The organism is Streptomyces sp. SID5464, from assembly GCF_009862985.1.
Lineage (GTDB): Bacteria > Actinomycetota > Actinomycetes > Streptomycetales > Streptomycetaceae > Streptomyces > Streptomyces chartreusis_D.
This window is the reverse complement of sequence record NZ_WWIQ01000052.1, coordinates 12662-32363: the sequence shown is the minus strand read 5'-3', so window position 1 is coordinate 32363 and position 19702 is coordinate 12662. Positions and strand designations below refer to the sequence as shown.

General features: G+C 71.9%; 12 protein-coding genes and 5 pseudogenes. 4 read left to right on the top strand and 13 right to left on the bottom strand.

The annotated features are described in order from the left end of the window. Positions 1-93: 93 nt before the first annotated feature. The 4 genes and pseudogenes from GTY47_RS41920 to GTY47_RS25525 form a co-directional block, all read right to left on the bottom strand. A pseudogene (locus tag GTY47_RS41920) lies at positions 94-264 on the bottom strand (transposase); the annotation flags it as partial. Then, entirely contained in the window at positions 225-365 is a 141-nt protein-coding gene (locus tag GTY47_RS40430; protein ID WP_197709825.1) for a hypothetical protein, read from the bottom strand. The pseudogene GTY47_RS41920 and the gene GTY47_RS40430, both read right to left, overlap by 40 nt. Positions 366-999: 634 nt before the next feature. After that, positions 1000-1204: pseudogene (locus tag GTY47_RS41220) on the bottom strand (IS5/IS1182 family transposase); the annotation flags it as partial. 375 nt (positions 1205-1579) lie between these two features. Continuing rightward, entirely contained in the window at positions 1580-2038 is a 459-nt protein-coding gene (locus GTY47_RS25525; protein WP_010048277.1) for a hypothetical protein, read from the bottom strand. A gap of 321 nt (positions 2039-2359) precedes the next feature. On the opposite strand from GTY47_RS25525, the gene GTY47_RS25520 reads away from it, so the two are divergent. Continuing rightward, complete coding sequence (locus GTY47_RS25520) at positions 2360-4990, top strand: AAA family ATPase (protein WP_010048274.1); 2631 nt, start codon at positions 2360-2362, stop codon at positions 4988-4990. Between the two features lie 182 nt (positions 4991-5172). On the opposite strand, the gene GTY47_RS40425 is transcribed toward GTY47_RS25520, so the two are convergent. Beyond that, a complete protein-coding gene (locus tag GTY47_RS40425) occupies positions 5173-5403 on the bottom strand; it encodes a hypothetical protein (protein WP_010048273.1) in 231 nt (76 codons plus the stop codon). Between GTY47_RS40425 and GTY47_RS41915 the strand changes: the two genes are divergently transcribed. Continuing rightward, on the top strand, positions 5308-5613 hold the full coding sequence (locus tag GTY47_RS41915) for a DUF6624 domain-containing protein (RefSeq protein WP_324604473.1): 306 nt from the start codon (positions 5308-5310) through the stop codon (positions 5611-5613). The two genes, GTY47_RS40425 and GTY47_RS41915, sit on opposite strands and share 96 nt — an antisense overlap. A gap of 287 nt (positions 5614-5900) precedes the next feature. Next, on the top strand, positions 5901-6227 hold the full coding sequence (locus GTY47_RS41695) for a Tn3 family transposase (RefSeq protein WP_267880852.1): 327 nt from the start codon (positions 5901-5903) through the stop codon (positions 6225-6227). A gap of 203 nt (positions 6228-6430) precedes the next feature. On the opposite strand, the gene GTY47_RS25505 is transcribed toward GTY47_RS41695, so the two are convergent. From GTY47_RS25505 to GTY47_RS25490, 4 genes are all read right to left on the bottom strand, one after another. Further along, on the bottom strand, positions 6431-7540 hold the full coding sequence (locus tag GTY47_RS25505) for a hypothetical protein (RefSeq protein WP_010048270.1): 1110 nt from the start codon (positions 7538-7540) through the stop codon (positions 6431-6433). Positions 7541-8045: 505 nt separating this feature from the next. Continuing rightward, complete coding sequence (locus tag GTY47_RS25500; protein WP_010048269.1) at positions 8046-8735, bottom strand: response regulator transcription factor; 690 nt, start codon at positions 8733-8735, stop codon at positions 8046-8048. After that, entirely contained in the window at positions 8732-10825 is a 2094-nt protein-coding gene (locus GTY47_RS25495; protein ID WP_010048268.1) for an ATP-binding protein, read from the bottom strand. The genes GTY47_RS25500 and GTY47_RS25495 overlap by 4 nt, the downstream gene beginning before the upstream one ends. Positions 10826-11012: 187 nt before the next feature. Further along, a complete protein-coding gene (locus tag GTY47_RS25490) occupies positions 11013-11729 on the bottom strand; it encodes a hypothetical protein (protein ID WP_010048266.1) in 717 nt (238 codons plus the stop codon). 523 nt (positions 11730-12252) lie between these two features. Between GTY47_RS25490 and GTY47_RS25485 the strand changes: the two genes are divergently transcribed. Further along, entirely contained in the window at positions 12253-13158 is a 906-nt protein-coding gene (locus GTY47_RS25485) for a DUF6424 family protein (protein WP_029181755.1), read from the top strand. Positions 13159-13199: 41 nt separating this feature from the next. On the opposite strand, the pseudogene GTY47_RS41215 reads toward GTY47_RS25485, so the two are convergent. From GTY47_RS41215 to GTY47_RS25470, 4 genes and pseudogenes are all read right to left on the bottom strand, one after another. Further along, a pseudogene (locus tag GTY47_RS41215) lies at positions 13200-13550 on the bottom strand (hypothetical protein); the annotation flags it as partial. Positions 13551-13605: 55 nt separating this feature from the next. Beyond that, positions 13606-13830 (bottom strand): annotated as a pseudogene (locus GTY47_RS41210) (serine/threonine protein kinase); the annotation flags it as partial. Positions 13831-13970: 140 nt separating this feature from the next. Further along, a pseudogene (locus GTY47_RS25475) lies at positions 13971-14685 on the bottom strand (IS5 family transposase); the annotation flags it as partial. 54 nt (positions 14686-14739) lie between these two features. Next, complete coding sequence (locus tag GTY47_RS25470) at positions 14740-19635, bottom strand: DNA repair ATPase (RefSeq protein WP_010048261.1); 4896 nt, start codon at positions 19633-19635, stop codon at positions 14740-14742. Positions 19636-19702 lie beyond the last annotated feature (67 nt).

The window sequence follows — 19702 nt, the reverse complement described above, 5'->3', positions numbered from 1 at the left end:
CTGGCACGGCAGCTTCCGAACAGGCGCTGAGCTTGTTCTTTAACTTCTCGACCCTTGCGAAGCGATGAGTGTCTTGGGACAGGGCATGTACTGGCGGAGGTTCCGAAACGCCCCGGGGACTCGAGCCGGGGTGAGCCGTCCAAGTGCGGGCGCCTGCTCCCATGGGCGTCGCAGATCCCTGGCCAGAGGGCGGGCGAGCCGGAGCTGTGTGTAAGCGGCGATGATCAGACACGTCCACCGGTCGGCCGCTTCCAGATCCCGGAGCCGGCGTCGGTGTCACCGGCCTTCGAGGACCACAACCACACGGCCGGCGCCTCGCGGTCCTTCGACAGGTGCTCGACCTCCAGCCGAATCTTGCAGTACATGCAGGGTCGGCCGGTGCCCTGTGGACAGAGTCCGACGCGTACCCAATGGCCGGCCCGCACCCGCCGCCCGCCGCCCGCCGCCCGCCTCGGCCAACGAGGCGACACACCATGGGGTTGGGTGACGAAGAGCGCAACGATCAGGGAAGGGGGCACGTGTGCGGTTGACGATCGACACCGAGACGGACTACTACGAGCAGGCGCTCGCCGCTGTGCAGACCGCCTACGGGCTGCGTCCCCCCGTGCCCGCCGGTTGACCGGACGCCCGGCCTCCCAGCCCCACGCCGGAGGACTTGAGCGAGGAGGACCTGAGAGGGGAGGGCTGGACGGCCCGGGAAGCTGTTCGACGCGCGGCCCTCATGCCCGGGGCCCCGAGCGGTACGCCGCATCGTCGACGTGGGGCGGGACAGCTTCGTACGACGACGTCCCGCAGTACCTCGCCGAGCGTCCGAGCGACCCGACCCCGCCGACCAAACCTGATCGGCAGGCCGAACCTGCCGGCCAAGAGGTCGGCGCAACATGATTCAGGATGCCGCGGTCATTAGCCTCGTCTGCCACCTTGAGCAGGACTCTGCCGGTCTGCATGGAGTCGCTGACGGCGGCCGGCACGCGCGGCCGGTGCGCCTTACTGATCGTTTCAGAATGCGATGCCCGGTCGTCTCAAGCAGACAATCGGGCAGGCGAGTTCGAGGAGTCCTGGTGGAGGTCGGCGTGTTTCTCGTAGCGGATGTGCAGGCGTTTGAACTGGTAGAGCAGGCGAAGGTGCGCTTCACTACCCACCGCGTCTTGCCGAGTCTGGAGCCGTGCGGGGTGCCGCGGCGAGCGATCCTCAGGCTCCGGGCTTCTCGAATGCCTGGTCGATCGCCAGGGCGAGTGAGGCCGCGTACTACTCCGCGTGGCTCGTCAGCGTTCACGGCGAAGGACGGTGTCGAGGGTGTCGGCCGAGTCGGGTGAGGCTCCCGTCCAGCGCGGCCCGTCGAGTTGATGACGCAGGAGTTCCGCGCGGCTGTTGCCGAGACGAGCACCTGAGCATACGGGCCCGCGGCCCTCGGCCGACACCGCGTGCCGAACCGGGCCATGTGCAGCGCCCGGTCATCGCCGTCCCCCCGTGCATCGACCGCCAGGCGCTCGCTCAACCGATCGCCCAGGGGACGACCACCGCCGCACCCCGTCCGCATTCGTCCAACAGCGGGGCGCGGCGGCTGAGTGACGTCGTCCTAGTCCAGCGGCAGCACCCGGTAGGTCAGGCTGTAGGCGTAGTCGGTCCCATTGACGATCTTGGCGATGTTGGTCGTGCCAACCCGGCTGTCATTGAGCTCGAAGACGCCCAGCTTGTCGTCCGGGTCGATGACGTCGGGGTCCTGCTCCCACAGTTCGAGGGGAAGGATCGTGCCGCCCTCGAAGATGAACCGCTCGGGATCCACTCCGCTGTAGTCGACCGTGCCCCGTTCACGGCAGACCGAAGTGGGAATCGCGACACCGCCGTCGAGTTTGATGTACACCTCGTCCTCGCCGCTCTCCGAAATGTTGGTGCAGCGCAGGGTCAGCAGTTGGACCTTGTACAGCTCCCCGGGCACAGGCGGCTGAGCGGCGGCGGCCGCCGGGACCGTCAGAGTGAACACAGCCGCGAGACCCGCGGCCCCGGTGCCGAGGCGACGGAGCTTTCTCGATCGCATCTGGTTTTCCTTCCCCGTGGTGAATCAGTGGTCACGTCGTGGGCCGCACGGCCACTCGGCCCGCTGCCCCGACGTGGCAACACCTTCGCCCGTCCGCACACCGCGGCACAGAGCAGTCGACTACTCCATCGAGGCAAGGCCCTACTCAGTACCGGCCTGCCTTCCGGACGAACTCGCGGTCGCTTTCGGTCAACCGCCTGCCGCTCCGGCCGCTTCGACGGCCGGCGTGCCAGACTGCGGACCGCACGCCGTGGGCGAACCATCCGGCTGGGGGGCCGGATCGGCCCCGGCGCCCGAGGGGGACCCACGGTGGACACGGGCATGGGGAGCGGCCGCCTCCACTTCGCCGGCCGGGACACCGAACTGGCGGAGCTCCGCCGCGCGCTGCGCCGACCGGCCTGCAAAGCAGTGATGATCACAGGAGAGCACGGGGTGGGCAAGAGCCGCCTCGCCGAGGAGTTCTCGACCTGGGCGGGCGGTCGCGGCGGCCACCGTGTCGTACGCGTCCAGGCGACGCACAGCGCCCGGGCGCTGCCGCTGTCGGCGCTGGCGCCGCTGCTGCCCTCGGACGTCTACGCGGAAGAGCCGGCAGAGTTCTTCCGCCGGGTACGGCAGCGGATGGCCGCGCACCGCGCATCCGCCACCACCCGCACCGTCCTGGTCGTCGACGACATCCAGCTGCTCGATCCCGCGTCACTGGCGCTGATCGCACTGTTGCTGGCGGACTCCTCGCTCTTCCTGGCCGTGACCCTCCCCGACGGCGCCGACTGGCCGGACGTGCTGCAGCCCCTGTGGCGGGAGGACGCCTTGCACCACATCCCGCTGTCGGCGCTGGGTGAGGAAGAGAGCGCCCGGCTGCTGATCACCACGATGGGCGGGCCGGTCGCCGCATCCGCCCTGCGGGCCCTGTGGGAGGCCAGCGGTGGCAACGCGCTGTGCCTGAGGGAGCTGCTGCGAAGCGCCCTCGCCGACGGGCGACTGAGCCGTGTGCACGGGGTGTGGTGCCTCACGCGGCCGCTCGCCCCGGTGCTGCCGAACGCCCTGCTCGACGTACGGCTCCGGGAACTGGCTGGCCCGCAGCGAACCCTGATGGAACTCCTAGCGGTGTGCGGACCGATCGGGCTGCGGGACGGCCTGGAATATGTCGATGCGGACGCTCTCGCCGGACTGGAGCGGCAGCAACTCGTCGAATCACGCCTCGACGGGCGCCGCGAGCAGCTCACCCTCGCCCACCCGATGCACGCACGGGTGCTGCGCGCCGGCATCACCCGGCTTCGGGCCCGAACCCTGCTGCTGGACCAGGTCGGCCGGGTACGCGGGTACGGCGCCCGGCGCGCCGACGACCCCCTCGCTCTGGCGCGCTGGGAACTGGAGGCCACCGGAACCGCCGATCCTGCCCTGCTTGTGCGTGCCGCGGCGCAGGCCCTGCACGCGGATGACGTGGACACCATGTGCCGGCTGGCACGCGCCGCGCTGGTACACGGTCCCAACACCCGGGCCGGGTTGATGCTCGGCGAGGCCCTGGGACAGCGGGGCGAGTTCGGCGAAGGGATCGCCGTCCTGGAAGACGCCTTCGCCGCGGCCAGGGAGCCGTACCTGCACACCGCCGCCCTGACCCTGGCCGTCCATCACTTCTATGGGCCCGGCAACATGACCCGCGCGCTGGCTGTACTCGACGAGGCCGGGCGCCGGGGCGGTCCGTGCGCCGAGATGGCCGGCTGGGAGGCCACCCTGCTGACCTCGGCGGGGCGGACCGCGCGGGCCCGCACCGTGCTCGACCCGTGGCTGCCGCTGTCGGAAGGGGCCGAGCCGTCCGACTCCGGTGTGCTGCTGCTCCAAGCCCGGCTGAGGGTGGAACTGTCCTCCGGGCGGCCCGAGGACGCTGTCCGCAGCGGCCGTGCAGCCCATGCCGCGCACCGCATGCTGGCCGACCGGTCGGCGGTCTTCTATCCGGCGCGCAGCCTCTACCTCGTCGCGGCGTCCCTGCTGGAGGCGGGGCGGTTCGATGAGGCGGAGCGGGCCGCGTCCGAGGGGCTCGAGGGACTGCTGCGCTCACCCGTGCCCGCATTGGTCGTCTGGTTTGGCTGGGTGCGGGGACGGATCGCGCTCGACCGGGGACGGTGTGCGGAGGCGGTCGCCCATTTCCGTGAGGCCCGGGCGCAGGCCCACATGTGCGGACACAGATACGCCGAGCAGCGTGCGCTCGCCGGGCTGGTACTGGCCGAAGCATACGTCGGTCGCAGCGCCCCGGAGACAGCCGGACTCGCCTCCGGCTCCACCGATCCGCACTCCCCGCTCGCTCAGGCCGACACGCTGCGCGCCCAGGCCTGGTCGTTGCGGTGCCGGGGGCGACGCCACGAGGCGGAAGCCGCGCTGCGCGCCGGGGCCGAAGCGGCACGGGCGGAAGGGGAGCTCGCCGGCGCTTTGACGCTTGAACACGATCTGCTCCGCTGGGGCGACCGGGACGCGGCCCCTCGCGTACGCGAACTTGCCGATGACGCCCAAGGGCCCTACGCGGCGGCTCGTGCCGCCCATGCACGTGCGGTGGCCGAGCGTGACCCGGACGCGCTGGTGGCCGTGGCCGACGCATGGACGGCGATGGGCGCGCTGCTCCTCGCTGCCGAGAGCCTCGCGGGAGCGGTCGAACTGTGGCGCGCATCGGGCGGCGCGGCCCAGGAGGGGGCCGGCCGGCGTGCCACAGCTCGCGCCCACGCGTTGCGACGGCAGTGCGAGGACGCGGCGACCCCTGCGCTGGCGGACCTCTCGACGGCGGCGGAACTCAGTCCGCGTGAACGGGAGATCGCGCAACTCGCGGCCCATGGGCACACCAGCAGGGAGATCGCCGACCAGTGCGGTCTGTCAGTACGGACGGTCGACAACGCGCTCGGCCGGGTCTACCGCAAGCTCGGCATCCATGACAGGGGAAGTCTGGGGCGGGTATGGGCGCTCTGACGGCGTCAACGGCAGCGGGCGGTGCGGTGCCGGGCCGGTCAGTCGGCGAGGCGGCCGAAACACGTCGCGGCGCGAGACACGGTCGATGACCACGGTGACGTGACTCCCGCCAAACTGGAAGAGCTCCCTGTTACCACCGGCTCAAGGGTGGCGCCGCGCAGCTCGGCGCCACCGGTCCCGGCCTACCCGGCCCGTTCGGCGTCTGGCCCGACGAGAACCACCAGGACGGCGAGGACCAAGAGCACGAGCTCCCCGTCAACCGCACGACGGAAGGGATCACGCTGGTCGGCGAGCGGGGAGCCGACGAAGCATGGCTCCTGGCCCAGCACGCCGACCGCGCTCTCGACCTCCAACATCAGGTACTCGGCCTTCTTGAGGACGCCGTCGCGGCTGGGGACGCCCTGCCGCGCCATCTCGCGTACCTCACCGACCGGGTTCTGGTCGCGGCCGGCGAACCCCAGGTGTACGGGACTCAGTACACCAACGCCCGGGACGGAGACCTGCGGCCGTACCCCGTGACCGACCCCGAGCAGCTGGACGCCCGGCGCGCCGCGGTGGGGCTGGAGTCAGCCGCGGCGTACGACCGGCGCATGCGCGGACGCGACCCCCACGAGGCTGCCTGACTTCGGTTTCGTGGGTGCGAGGCGCCGGCTGTGGTGTCTGCACCGGTGCCCGCAGGGGGAGCTGTCTGCTGCCAAACCTCGTGCAGCTGCTCCGGCGGCGCCGCGGTGCAGGCACGCCGACCCCGGCCCTCTCCGTGCTGGGGCTGGCCGGCGTCTTGCCGGTGTCGGCGAGTGGTTCGCAGCCTCAGTGCTCGCCCACGGCGGCCCGGTCACGCGCTAGGCAGCTCGACGGCACGTCGCGCTGGGTCTTCACCGACTACGCAGCCCTCGTCCGCCCGTCGCGTGCCATGCAGAGCGCCCGCGCAGGGCGCGGGTGGCTCAGTCGGCCGTACAGCCAGCTGTCGTACCCGGCGCCGTCCACCAGGTGGTGCAGGCCGAAGACGCCGGGGACAGCACTAGAGATTTACGAGTCCCAGTTCCGGCACCTGATGCGGGTGGCCGTCTCGGTGCGCGAGGGCGTCATCTCCTCGACGACGCTGCTGAAGAAGCCCCGGTCCGGGTCGCACAAGAACGCCACGTACGTCGTCTTCCGCGAGGTCGGCCGTGTCATCCGCACCGTCGGTCCGTGGACGGGTGCCGTCCACCACCCGGCGGGCGGCCGCTTCAGCGGCTGACACTGCCACGTGGGGCGACTACGGCGGCATCGTCGGTGAGGTGCCCGTGGACGTGGGCCGGCAGGTCGTGCTGGAGATGGTGCAGTAGTTCGTCGGGCGTCGTTCTTGGTCCACTTGGTCGCTCGTTCGGCGAGGGGTGGAGGAGTCCGCCGCTGTTGCGGGCTTGGATGCGCCGCTCCGGGCCGGGTCTGATCGCCAGCTGATCAGAAGAGGCGGAGGCGCACATCCTGCGTGAGGTTCTCGAGGATCTCGCGCAGCCACTGGCTGCGGACGGCTGGTAGCCGGACCAGAGTGGTCTGGAAAACTGCCAGGTCAGGTCTGAACAGGGCGTAGGGGTGCGGTGCGGGCGGATCGTCGCGGAGGACGCCGTCGGGCATGACGCCCGACGCGGGGCCGGGCAGGTGCGGCTCGGGGAAAGCCAGCCACAGCCACACCCCGAACGGCAGCGGCACCGGGTGTGCCGAGGCGCCCGGGCCGACCGGGGCCCAGGTCTCCCCCGTCTGCGGATGGACCGGCACGATGATGATGTCGACGTCCGCGTTGGGGGCGGGCAGCCCTGGCCCGGCCAGGACGGCGCGCCGCGCCGACGGACCTGCGGGCAGCAGGGTGTCGAGGACGCGTTGGAACACCTCCTCGGTCAGGCCGTCCGGGACGGTCACCGGCCGGCCGTCCGACGCCGTCAGTAGATGGGCGAGCGCCCGGCCGGCCGCCGCCTCCCACTGCGGGCTCCAAGACCACCAGTGGTGTGACCCCAACTGCGGCCCTCCCCACGCGGTGATCGGCTCGAACGGTGGTGTGCTCCTCCCCTGCGCTGCCAGCTCCGCCCAGGAAAGCGGTGCGGCATCGGCGCCGTCGACGGGGCGGCGGCGCACGGCGTCAGGGGCGAGCCACACCGCCTGCCAGAGCGAGCAGTCGTCGATCCTGCTCGCCACGGGCAGGCCGCACGTCTCGCAGGCCAAATTGGGGCCGTCTGCTCCGTCGAGGCCGCAGCAGTAGCCACCGCAATTCTCCGGGATCAGCACGGTGCCGCGGATGTCTCCGGGCGCGATGACGATCGCGCCGGGCGCGCCATCGGACAGGGCGTGGACCGGCGCGTAGATGCCGCGAGCGGCCACCTCGTCCGGATCGATCTCCTCCCACCTCCGCCACGGCGGCCCTGAGGGCTCCGGCTCCACGGCGAACGTGCCCGACTCCATGAGAACCGGGAGCTGAATCCCGTTCCCGTACTTCTGATGGGCGTGGGCCGGCAGGACCACCTGGGACAGCGGGGCGGTCAGCTCGGCGCCGCACCCCGCACACACGAAGACGAACAAAGGCCCTCCGCTTGGGAAACAGCATCGTCGCAGCTTGGCGGAGGCCGCGCCATGGTGTTTTTCGTCCGCTGCGGAGCCGAAGCGCCGGCACGACGTGGACGATGGGCTCCAGCGCGAACGGGTGCCGACTGCCGCCGGGCGGCCGCGCACCGTCTGTCAGACCTCGGCGGCAGCACCCCTCTGCCGCTGCAACAGTCGCTCAGCGAACCTGACCGGCCAGCCAACAGAACTGATCAACACCGACAAGACCAACCCAGAGCAGGAACTCCGCGGTTCAGGCCCGCCCGGTCGGGGCCGGCAAGCAACGCCCACCACCTCACCGGCACACACCACACCGCCGGACCCAACCGAGCCAACTGACCAGCCCAGTTCAACCTCGCCGATCAAAAGGAACCAACAGCGACACCCCCACCCGCGCACGGTGAAACAAGCTGGGCCATGAGCAGCTGGACGCCCTGCGCAAGCTGGGCATGACCGCGTAGGAACTCGGGGCCGCGCCCCGGGTTCAGTTCTCGCCGAGGCCGGCCTGGCGGGCGCGGACGATGGCCTCCGCGCGGCTGGAGGCCTGCAGCTTGGTCAGGATGTTGGAGAGGTGGTTGCGTACGGTCTTCGGGCTGAGGACCAAGCGCCGTGAGATCGCCAGGTTGTCCAGGCCCCGGGCCACGAGGTCCAGGACCTCGTGCTCGCGCGAGGTCAGTTCGGGCAGCGCCATGGCCGGGTTCGCGAAGCGCGCGGACGTCAGGTGGGCCACCGCCCGTGAGGCCACCGCGGGGCCGAGGATCACCTCGCCGTTGGCGACGGCGCGTACGGCCCGTTCGATCTCGGCGGGAGAGGCGCCCTTGAGCAGATAGCCCCGGGCCCCGGCCCGCATCGCCGCGAACACCGAGTCGTCGTCGTCCAGCATCGTCACCACCAGGACCGCGGCGCCCGGCCGAACGCGCAGGACCTCGCGCGTGGCCTCCACGCCCGAGGGCTCCCGGTCGCCCAAGTGCAGGTCCATGACGACGACATCGGGCCGCTGGGCCTGGGCCGCCGCCACGGCCGACGCCAGCGAGTCGGCCTCCGCCTCCACCCTCAGCCCGGGAAGTGAACCGAGCAGCGCGCTCATGCCCATGCGGAAGACCGGATGGTCGTCCACGACGATGATCCGGACCGTTGCCGCCCCGGCCGGGTCCCGCTCGGCGTTCTCGCTCATGTCGCCCTGTCCCCCTCCAGCTCACCCGTGGTTCTCCCCGGCCGGGAGGCAGGTCGCAGCGGCACGCGCAGCACGAGCCGGGTGCCGTGGCCGCCCTCCCCCGGTCCCCAGTCGATCCGACCGCCCAGGGCCTCGGCCCGCTCCCTCAGGGACTGGGTGCCGACACCGGGCCGGGCTCCGGCAGTGATGCCGTGGCCGTCGTCCTCCACGCTCACCGTCAGCACATCACCGGCGTCCGGGCCGCCCGTCACCGTGACCGTGCAGGTACGGGCCCCGGCGTGCCGTACGACGTTGCGCAGCGCCTCGGCGACGACCGCGTAGACGGTGCCGGCCACCTCCTGGGGCACCGGAGCGCCGTCCGGGCGGCCGGTGTCGCTGTCCGCGTGGACGACGACGGCCAGGCCGTCCGCCTCGTGACGCATCACCAGTTCCCGCAGCGCCGGCAGGAGACCGAGCTCGGCGAGGACCGGCGGGACCAGGTTGCGGGCGAGGACACGGACCTCCTCGACGCGGGCGTCGACCTCGATGCGCAGCCGGGCCAGCAGCGGGTCGGCCGGTGACCCGGCCGGGAGCTGGTTGCGGGCCGCCGCGAGGCCGAGGCCGATGCCGGCGAGGGCGGGCCCCAACTGGTCGTGCAGTTCCCGGCGCAGGGCCCGGCGCTCGTCGTCGCGGGCCGCTGCCAGCTTGCCCCGTGACTCGCGCAGCTCCCGCGTGACGGCGGCCAGATGAACCGCGGTCGCGACCACGGGCGCCACCTCGTCGAGCGCCGTCCGGGCCCTGCGGTCGAGGCGTTCGCCGGGACGCGCCGTCACCAGCAGGGTGCCGACCGCTCTTCGCCGGACGACCAGTGCCACCGCCAGCTGTTCCAGGCCCTCCGGGTCTCCGACGGTGACCTGGGGTTTGCCGTCCTCGTCGAGGACGTGCACCGAACCGAGGTTGAAGGACGCGGCGATGTTCTGCGCCATGCCGGTGAGCGCCTCCTGCGGGCCCGGCGCGCTGCCCAGGTGGCGGCCGACCCGACTGAGGGCGCCGGCCGCCGCCTCTCCGTGCACGAGCCGGTCGACGCGGCGCTGCAGCCAGCCGCGGGCCGGCTGGATCCCGGCCGCGGGCGCCGCTGTTGCCAGCACCTTGCCGAGTGCCCCGTCGCCGGGCAGGAGCAGCCCCAGCACGGCCACCGTCAGGAAGTACCCGGCGACGAGCAGGCCGGTCAGCAGCCACCACACCAGGGCCCGGCTGACCACCAGGTCGATGCCCCACAGCCGCTGCCGGAGCACCACGACGAGGACGGCCGCCGGGAAGAAGGCCTGGGAGGCCAGATGGGTCAGCGGCGTGAACAGCCGCAGCGCGGCGGGGCCCTCGCCCGCGAACAGCACCAGCGGCAGGAAGGTCAGCGCCACCAGCGCCGTACCGATCGCCAGCCAGCCCAGGCCCCGTCCCGCCGGATCCCGCAGCCGGCGCCGTACCGCGTGTCCGGCGGCGACGAGCCCGAGCGCCACCACGCAGCCGAGCAGCGTGCGTTGCACGGGCACGACGAGGTCCGCCCACCCGGCATCGCGCACCGCCAGGGGCGCGACCGGCTCGCCCTCGGGCCAGGGCCACGGATCGGCCAGCCGTAGCGCCACCAGCCCGGCGACCAGCACGACGCCCGCTGCGATGGCCGTGAGGGCGGCGGGCGACGGGGCGTGTTCGGCGAGGAGATACGGCACGATCAGCACGAGCGCGAGGGTCCCCGGCACCCAGGCCGTGCCCTGCAGCACCGACCACGAAGGCACCGCCGCGCCGTCACCGGCGTCACGCGCCCACAGGGCCAGCGCCTGGGCCGTGACCGCCGCGACGCCCCCGCCGACGGCGGTGAGCGCGACCAGCCAGGCCACCGGATGCGCGCGCCGGCTCAGCACGACGGCCGCGACCAGGCCGTACACCACCGCGTCCGCGGTGTCCACGACGAAGAACCACTGCGTGGCGTCCCACTCGGCGTCCGCCGCTCCCATCAGGACCAGCGCCGTCAGCGCGAGCCCCCAGGACACCGCGAGCACGCCGACGGCGGGGACGCGACGGCCCCCGCCCACCGGGCCCTGCCGGGCCGTCATGCCTGTTCCCCCACGGGTTAAGGCTCCCAGCAGGGACCGCGGTTGTCACCGCGCCGCCGCCGTCACCGCACCCGTACTGCGCCCGACGCAGAAGGAGCGCAGCACGCGTACGACGTACGCGCGCTGCGCTCCCCTGTGTCGGGAAGGCCTCCGGTCAGCTTCCGGTCGGCTTCCGGTCAGCTTCCGGTCACTCGATCGCGCGGCCCCGGCCGAAGGCGAACCCAGCGCCGAGGATCAGCAGGTACGGCACGCCCACGAACAGCGCCATGTACTGGAACGGCGTCAGCTGGGTGACCAGCAGCAGGAATCCGAAGATCAGGCTGACGACGCCGATCCAGCGGCTCACCGCGCCCTGCCGGAACGCCGCGACGACGAGCGCGGCAGCGGTCAGCAGCAGCCCCGACCACACCCACCCGTACGTGTTGATGTCGGCGAAATCGGCGATGATCGTGTCGGGGTCGGTCTTGTCCGACATCCGCAGGTTGTGGAACAGCTCCGTACCCATTCCGGAACCCACCAGGCTCATCACACCGACCAGCAGCATCCCCAGGTACGCCGTCGCGGGAACCAGGCTGCCCGCCGGGGACTGCCGGTCGAGCCGGCGGCGCAGTCCCGCGCCGAAGACCACCGCGGCGAGTGCGGTCGCGGTGAACGTCACCTGGAGGACGAAGACCCACCACATGGCGGGGCCGTCGAGCCGGTCGACCATGCGGGCGTTGTCGATGAGGTCGGAGTCCTCGAAGGGGTACAGCGGCGTGGAGGCGACGAAGGCGACGAGGCCGCCGAGCGCCGTGACAATGCCTGCCCAGGCCCAGCCGCGGCGCTCGGCGAGGGAGTGCGGGGGCTTGGGGACGGACCCCGGGCCAGTGCCGGCCGGGGACGGATGTGAGAGCGAAGCGGACATGACGTTCCCCCATGAATGGTGCCGCCCGGCCACTGTCCGGCCGGGGGCGTGTCTGACGTGCCCGACCACCGTGACGCGCCCGGTGTCCCGCACGCATGGGGCCGGTGTCCCGTTCCGCCGGGCGGGACTGGCGCCCACGCGCTGTCCTGTTCGGCCGTACGGACTTTCCGCCGGACGGCTGTCCAGGACTCGGGGTGGTGATGGCAAACCTTCCGGTCAGTCCACGCACAGCCCGCACGGTCGGCGCCCATCACCCCACCCCTTTCCGGAGGAGCCAGGAGGCGCATCCCGCGTCGAGCGGTCCTGGTGCTGTCCGGCGCCGCCCTGACAGCCGTCCCCCTTCTCGAACCCCCGCACGCCCTGGCCGCTGGTGCGTGCGGTCGCCCGACGACCCGGTCGTTGGTTTTCCGGTCAACTAGCCTGCTCCGCCGCCGAGTCGCCGTCGTCCCGTCCGGGGCGCACGATGGAGGAAAGAGACGCCCCGGGCCACTCGGCCAGCGCGCTCAGTGCGAGGAGGTCAGCCATGGCCGTCGCCGAATCCACAGCGGTTTCGCGCACCCCGTCCGGCCTGCGGCCCGGCGGTACGCACGGGGAGAACCACCCGTGGAAGATACGCCTCGTCGACCACGCCGAGCGTCGCGAGACCCCGCACTTCCGGGCCGCGAAGAAGACGGCGAAGAAGATCCTCGACGAGCTGGACGACGGCGACGTCCCCTACGGGCCGCGGCCCGCCGCCTCCGAGCACTGGGAGATGCACCACGGCGGCAGTCTGTGGGTCAAGGGATCAGGCGGCTGGCGCATGTACCGGGCGCGGGTCGGCATCGAGTGGAGCATGCAGTTCTGCTCCGACCCGGCGAAGGTGGACCGGCTTCGCCGGGACGCGGCCGAACTCGTCGACGCTTTCCCCCTCACCCTGCCCGCCCTGGCCGCGCTGGGCTACGAGGAGGCCGAGGAGCTGCTGCGCACCCCGATCACGGACGCCGACGGCGTCTCGGCGTGGACCGACTCCCTCTTCAACGCCTGTGTGCCGCTGAGCCCGGGCCATCACCAGGGGATCCTGCCGAAGGTGCCCGGTGAACACCACTACCCCTGGCCCGTCAAGGGCGCGGACTTCGTCAGGTTCGACGACTTCCAGCTGTGGGTGACCCTGCCGGACGGAACGCACGGCGCGGTCACACCGGTGGACCGCCGCGGCTCCGGCGACGGGCACGTCCGACTGGTCCACGTCCCCGAGGGCAGCGCGGCAGCGGAAACGCTGGCCGAGGCACAGCGGCACGGCGTGATGGCGGTCCTGCCGCCCAACAGCTCCGCCGCACTGCAGGCGTTCCGGCAGCAGATCGAGCCCGGACAGCGCACGGCCTCCGGCTCGCAGACCGGCCGCGCCGAACGACATGGGCGAGGACCCCGGCGCCGAACGCCCGGTGAGTAACCAGTCAGGACCAGCGACAGCCGTCGTCGGTGCCGTGACCACAGGCGGCGGACACAGGAAACCTGGGCCGGTACGCCGGCCAACACCGCCGCCCTCTTGAGCTGTCGGGCCACGATGGCGGCCTCGCCTGTCCTGCCCGTGCCGACCAGGCACTCGTAGAACCCGCGCAGGGCCCAGACGCTCCCGGCGTGCTGCAGGGCCCGGACGCCTCCCAGGGTGCTGCAGGACCCGGGGCAGAGTGGCGTCCAGGGGCGAGGTCCGCCCAGTAGACCGCCGCGGCCTCCTCGATACGGCCCCGCCCCAGCAGGAGCGCGCCGTAGGCCTGCCGGGCCGGCCGCATCCAGCCCCAGGGTTCCTTCGCAGGGCAGATTGCCGTCGAGTTCGACGGACCGCTACCGCGGCAAGCCCGTGATCCGCACGAACCGCATGTCCACCCCGCGCCGGGCGCGGGTGTTCACTGTCGGTTCCTGCGGCGACCAGGATGTTGCTGGGCTTGACGCCCCGGTGCACCAGGCCGTGAGCGGTCGGAACGGGGAATAGGCCTGCCTCGTCGAGCAAGGCCCGCAAGTCCGGACCAGGGACGTGCCGCATCGCGATGTACACGACGCCTTCGGCCTCACCGGCTTCGAAGATCGGCAGGATGTGCGGGTGGTCGATCGCTGCGGCCACCCGCCTGGTACCGGGGACCGCGCTCGTGGCCACCGCCCGAAGGGGTCTTCAGAGCATTGATCGTCCGCTCTACTCGTTCCTCCTCTTGTCGATGGCCTTGTCGAAGCCGGTGACCGCTGGTTCTTCGGCTCGGGGGTGGTGTGCTTGATCTGCCACCGGCGCAGGTAGCGACGGTTGCGGCGGGACGAGTACGCCTTGTCGCCGCCGAGATGTTCGGGGCGGGTGCGAGGACGCCCGTCGCCGTGCCGGCCGATGCGAATGCGAATGCGTTCCATGACGGGGATCAGCTGTGGGGCGTCACCTCACTGGCCAGGAGTGATCGCCAGCGCCGTAGGGCGAAAGCCGCCCTCTCCAGCGAGGTGGATCTTGCTGGCGAAGCCGCCCCGGAAGCGTCCAAGCCCCCCATCGGGACGGTGCTGCCGGGGCGTGCGTCTTTTCCCGGCACCCGCGGGGATTTGTTGGCTGCTCCGGCGGCATGCCGGTGCGCTCTGCGGATGGTCGAGTCCACGCTCAACATGGACCAGTCCATGCGGCCCTCCGCGTCGGCGTCGGCGTCGGCGTCGGCGTCGGCGTCGGCGTCGGCGTCGGCCAGGATGAGCGCGAAGAGCCTTTCCCATGTGCCGTCCGCAGACCAGAGTCTGTGCCTCTCGTACGCGGTCTTCCACTTTCCGCACCGTGCAGGCAGTTCCCGCCACGGCAACCCGGTTCGGTTCCGGTACAGGATTCCGTTGATGATGCTGCGATGCCTGGTCCAGCGGCCGCCGCGCTGCCCGGACTTCGGCGATGCGGCTTCGACCGGGCCCACTCCTCGTTCGCGAGATCCCCCCCGCCCCATGAACATGCCAACGCCCGGACCATGCCGGAAGCCATCAGGATCGCTGCCAGGTGCGCCCGTCGGCGGCCCCTCTCATCTCAGTCCCGACCACCGCCCGGCACCGGCCGTGCCGCATGCCGAGCCGCCGGTTTGGCGATCAGGTGTCGTGGGTCGCCGACCCGGTTGATCGCCGACTCGACGGCTGCGATCCGGTCGGCCAGGAGACCGAGGGCCCCCACGGCTCGGGCGAGTTGGTCGTCCTCGGGTCCTCCGAGGGACTGGGCTCGGACGTGGGCGGCCTTCAACTCCGTCCAGCGCACCATCTGTTCGGCGGTGAGAGTGCCGCGCAGTTCGGCCAGCTTGAGCAGGTTGGCCTCGGCGCCGGTGGTGAGGGTCTGGGCCTCGGCCCGGTACTGGTCGTCGATCAGCGCGGCGAGTTCGACGTCGTTCATCACGGGCTGGACACGCTGGGCGACCTTGTTCATCGTGCGGTAGGAGCCCTGGAGCCGGAAGGGCGGTTCCGTGCGCGTCGTGTCCGCCTGGGCCGCCGAGGCGATGTAAGCCGCGTTCACGGCAAGGACCGTCTCCCGCACGGTGAGCAGGTGACGCAGTACGGCCAGGATCCGCTCCAGCTCCGCGGGGGTGTAGGGATGCGTCAGACGGTCCGTGCGAGCCGTCGGGTCGTCCTGGGCGAGGCGGATCAGCTGGTCGAGGTCGGCGCGGTCGCGGCCGGCGAGCGGGGCGAGGACCTGGTTGGCGGTGAGGGCGTTCTCGATGAAGCTGAGGGCGAAGACGTCGCCCTTGCCGGTCAGGACGTCGCCGAGGTTCCACACGTCGGCGCGGTTGGCGAGCATGTCGGGCACCTGGAAGCGACTGCCGGACTCGGTGTAGGGGTTGCCTGCCATGCAGACGGCGAAGCGTTTGCCGCGCAGGTCGTAGGTGCGTGATTCGCCGTCCCGCACGCCCTCGATGCGGCGGGTGGCGTCGCAGAGAGGGATGAACTTCTGGAGCAGTTCGGGCGAGGTGTGCTGGATGTCGTCGAGGTAGAGGAGGGTGTTGTTGCCCGCCGCCAAGGCGAAGTTGATCTTCTCGACCTCCTGGCGTGCGGTGGCGTTCGGGGCCTCGGCCGGGTCGAGCGAGGTGACGGCGTGACCGAGTGCCGGGCCGTCGACCTTCACGAGGATCATGCCGAGCCGGTCCGCGACATACTCCATGAGGGTCGTCTTGCCATAGCCCGGCGGGGAGATGAGCAGGAGCAGGCCGCCGGTGTCGGTGCGCTTGGACTCGCCCGTGGTTCCGAGCTGCTTGGCGAGGCTGTCGCCGATGAGCGGGAGGTAGACCTCGTCCATGAGCCTGCCGCGTACGAACGCGGACATCACGCGGGGCCGGTGGTCGTCCAGGTGGAGGCGGGTGCGCTCGGCGTTCACCAGTGCGGTGCGGCGGTGCTGGTAGGCGCGGTGGCCGGGGGCGTCGTGGGTGCGGAATCTGCGGGTGCGTGCGAGGAGTTCGTCGATGCGGACCGTGAGGGCACGGCCGGTGACGCGGGGGTGGGTGCCGAGCAGGCCCGTGACGGTTTCCGTGAGCGGCGCGTCGGACTCGTAGCGGGTCAGGCCGGGACAGAGTTCGGCGGCCACCGCCTCGGTCAGGTCGCCGGGGGTGAGGTCGGTGCCGGTAGCGGTGGTGTACGCCGTCAGCCATGCCTCGACCAGTTGCCTCCGGGCAGCCGGGTCGGTGAAGGCGGTGAGGTCGTCGTCGTAGGCCGATGTGCCCACGGTGCGGCGGAACTTGTCGAGCAGGGTGCGGGTGCCCGCGGTGATGACGAAGCCGTCCGGGCCGGTGGTCAGTTCCTCGAAGAGGTAGGCGGCCGCCGCTGCTCCGCCCGCGACGTCCGCCAGCTCCCGTTGCAGGTCGGCGATGGCGGGTGCCAGGCCGAAGGTGTCCCGGGCCCGGGCGAGGGACACCGCGCGCCGGGTCCAGCTCTGCCGCTCCTCGGCCGTCGTGCCGTGCGCCCAGAACAGCTGGGCGGCTGCTCGTGCGGCCGGTTCGTGGCGCAGCGGACCGGCGCCCTCATGCAGACGCAGGAGCGCGGTGAGGATCGCTGTCGCGTCGTGGTCGTGCACACCGCGCTCGTAGCCCTCGTCGTACGCCGACTCGGCGGCCTGCCGCACGAGGGCGGCCAAATCGGCATCCGCCAGAGCCTCGGGGCCGTGTTCGTCCAGCAGGCGTGCGGCGAGGTACTCGGCGCGGTACACCTCGGGCGACTCCGAGGGCAGGGGGCGGTCCCAGTACGGGCGGGTGGCGGTGAAGTCGGGGTCGGTGATCGGGGAGCGGTAGTCGGTGCCGGTCAGGGCGAAGGCGAGGGTGTCACCGTGCGGGACGAGGGTGAGGTCGAGGGGCTGGGTGTTGACGGCGAAACGGTGGGTGCCGAGCCGGATCGTGCGGCCGTCGTCGGCGTACAGGTCGGCGCGGTCGCGCAGGGCGCGCAGCGCTTCCTGGCGGGCGGCCTTGAGACGGCCGTCCAGTTCCTCCGCCCTGACCTGGTCACCGAGGTCGCGCAGTTCACCGACGATGCGGCGGACCTTGGCGGGCATCGGGTCGGAGGTGAAGAACGTGGCGACCGCGTCCGCGTCCGGCTGGGCGGCGGCCCGGCGGGCGACGGTCCGCAGGACGCGGGTCGCCGAGTCGGTCAGGCGTTCGGCGCGCCGGGCGCGGGCGTCGGCGAGGGTCTGCTTGCGGGCGGCGAACGCCTCCTGAATCTCGTCGCGCTTGTCGGCGAGGGTGGCGAGGAAGTCGTCGAACTCGGCGAACCGGGACTCCAGGTTCTCCACCTGGACGAGCAGGCGGGCGAGCTGCTCGTCGCATGCCCCGGGGCTGTCCGCGGCGGCGAGCGCGCCGCTGACGGACGGGCCGAGCAGGGCCAACTCGGCGGTGAACTCGGCTCGTCCCTCACGGTCGAGGAGTTCACGGCGGCGGCCGTCGAGGGCGGCGCGGGCGCGGTTGACGCCTCCGAGGACCTCGGCGATGCGCTCCAGGATCGTGGTGCGGACGGTGGCGTCGGCGATGTCGAGGCCGGCGACGACCTCCGTCACCGTACGCAGCCCGTCGGCCAGTTCTTCCATGCGGGCGGCGACGGGCGCCGCCTCGGCCACGGTGGCGATCGCCTCGGCATCGGCGACGATCCGTTCGACGTCCGCGTGGTAGCCGGTGAAGGCGTCCTCGCGGGCGAGGTGAGCCACCGCGCGCCGGCCGAAGGCGGCAAGGTCCGACTCGGTGGCGGCGGCCAGCTCGTCGATGCGGGCGGTGTCCGCGTACCGCATGTCCTTGAGGGTGAACAGATGACCTTGCGCGTGGCGCAGTTCGGTCAGGCCGGTCACCCACTCGGCCGCGCTGCGCGCGGACTCACCCCGCAGCCGTCGTACGACCTCGGCGACCCGCGCGGCGGCTTCCGTCAGCGCGTCTTCGGCCTGCCGGGTGAAAGTCCGGACGGTCTCGAACTCGGCCAGAACCTGTTGTGCTGTCTCGCGCAGGTGTGCCAACGGGGTGAGGAGGTCGCCGAGTTCGCGATCGCCCAGCCAGTGATGGGTGTCCGCCGCCCGGGCGCAGGCGGCCAGCAGCGCCTCGTACACCCCGCTGGCGGGGGTCGTGTCGGCCACGGCGCCGGTGATGGAGAGGCAGTCGGAGATGCCGCGCACGAGGTCGGCGTTGCCGATACGTGCCAGGGGGCCGATGCCGACCGGCTGGGCGGCGGCGTAGGTGTCCGAGACGTACGGGGAGTTCCACAGCTGCACGGGGTGGACACGCTGCGGTTCATCTGTGTCGGCCCGGAGCACCGCGAGCGCGCCGTCGTCGAAAAGCGCCCAGCCGTGGCAGGGCAGGGGACTGGCCATCTCCTTGCGGATCGTGTTGTACGGCAGAAGGAGACTGCGGCCCGCTGCACGCGCGTGGAAGGCGTACAGCACGTCCTCGCCGTTCGGAGAGCGGATCTCCCGCTCGAACTCCAGCCCCGTCGGGTCGAGTTCATATGTCTTGTGGGTGCCCGTGGCCAGGCAGTAGCCGCCTGGGAAGACGATCCCCTGGTCATCGGGCAGGCGGCGACACGCCCGGCCGATGCCGTCGAGGCGGACGACGGTCCTGGTGAGGGTGTTGAACACCAGGTGGCGGTCGGCGTCCTCCTTGTAAGGGCGGACGCGCAGCAGGATGAGGGCACCCACGCGCGCGTACGCGATGTCCGCGTCCGCGAGGGACTGCAGCGGCTCGTCGACGGAGTCGGTGTAGACGCCCTCTGCCGCCTCGGTGTCGTCGTCGGTCTTGACGGTGAGGACGCCGCCGACCGTGGAGACGAACACCTCGCCGCCGATGGAGACGTGCGGGTGACGGCCGAGGACGTGGTTCTCGCGAGTGCTTTCGATCCATTCGACGTCGTGGGACGGCGGAAGGACATGGTCGCGCTCGCCCCGCGCGTCGAGGAACGTGGGTCGTCCGTCGTCGGACAGGGCCCAGCGCAGCACCCGTGTGTCGTCCGCCTTCTCGCCGGTCTGGAAGACGGCGAGCAGTCTGCCCTCGGTGCGCCGGAGCTGGAGGAGGCGGGTCTGGCGGTAGTAGCGGTGCAGAGCGCCGAACTCGCGGACGAAGGCCGGGTCGTCGAGCAGACCGGGCACGGCGTCCTCGGGCAGCCGCTCCAGGTCGCGGTCGTACAGGGCCAGGACATCGCCGACGCACGTGCCGGCCGCGCGGCTCGGGACGGCGTTGCAGCCGGAGAGGAGCACATCGCCCACGGCCACGATGTCCCGGGGCACCGCGGCGTGCTCGGTGCGCAGTCTCCCGGTGCCCCCGAGTTCGAGCCGCGTCGAGCCGAACTCCTCGCCCCGGCGGACGTTGAGCGCTTCGGCGCGGCGGGCCAGTTCGGCGGCCTGAGCGGTGAGGCGGTCGCGCAGCACCTCGTACGTGCCCGTGTCCACGGGGTCGTACGTGCCGGTGTCCGGGCCGATCGTCATGGCATGCCTCTCAGGAAGTCGATGAACGCGGTCCGGAGCCGCCGTCCCCTGTGCGGCGGCTCCGGAC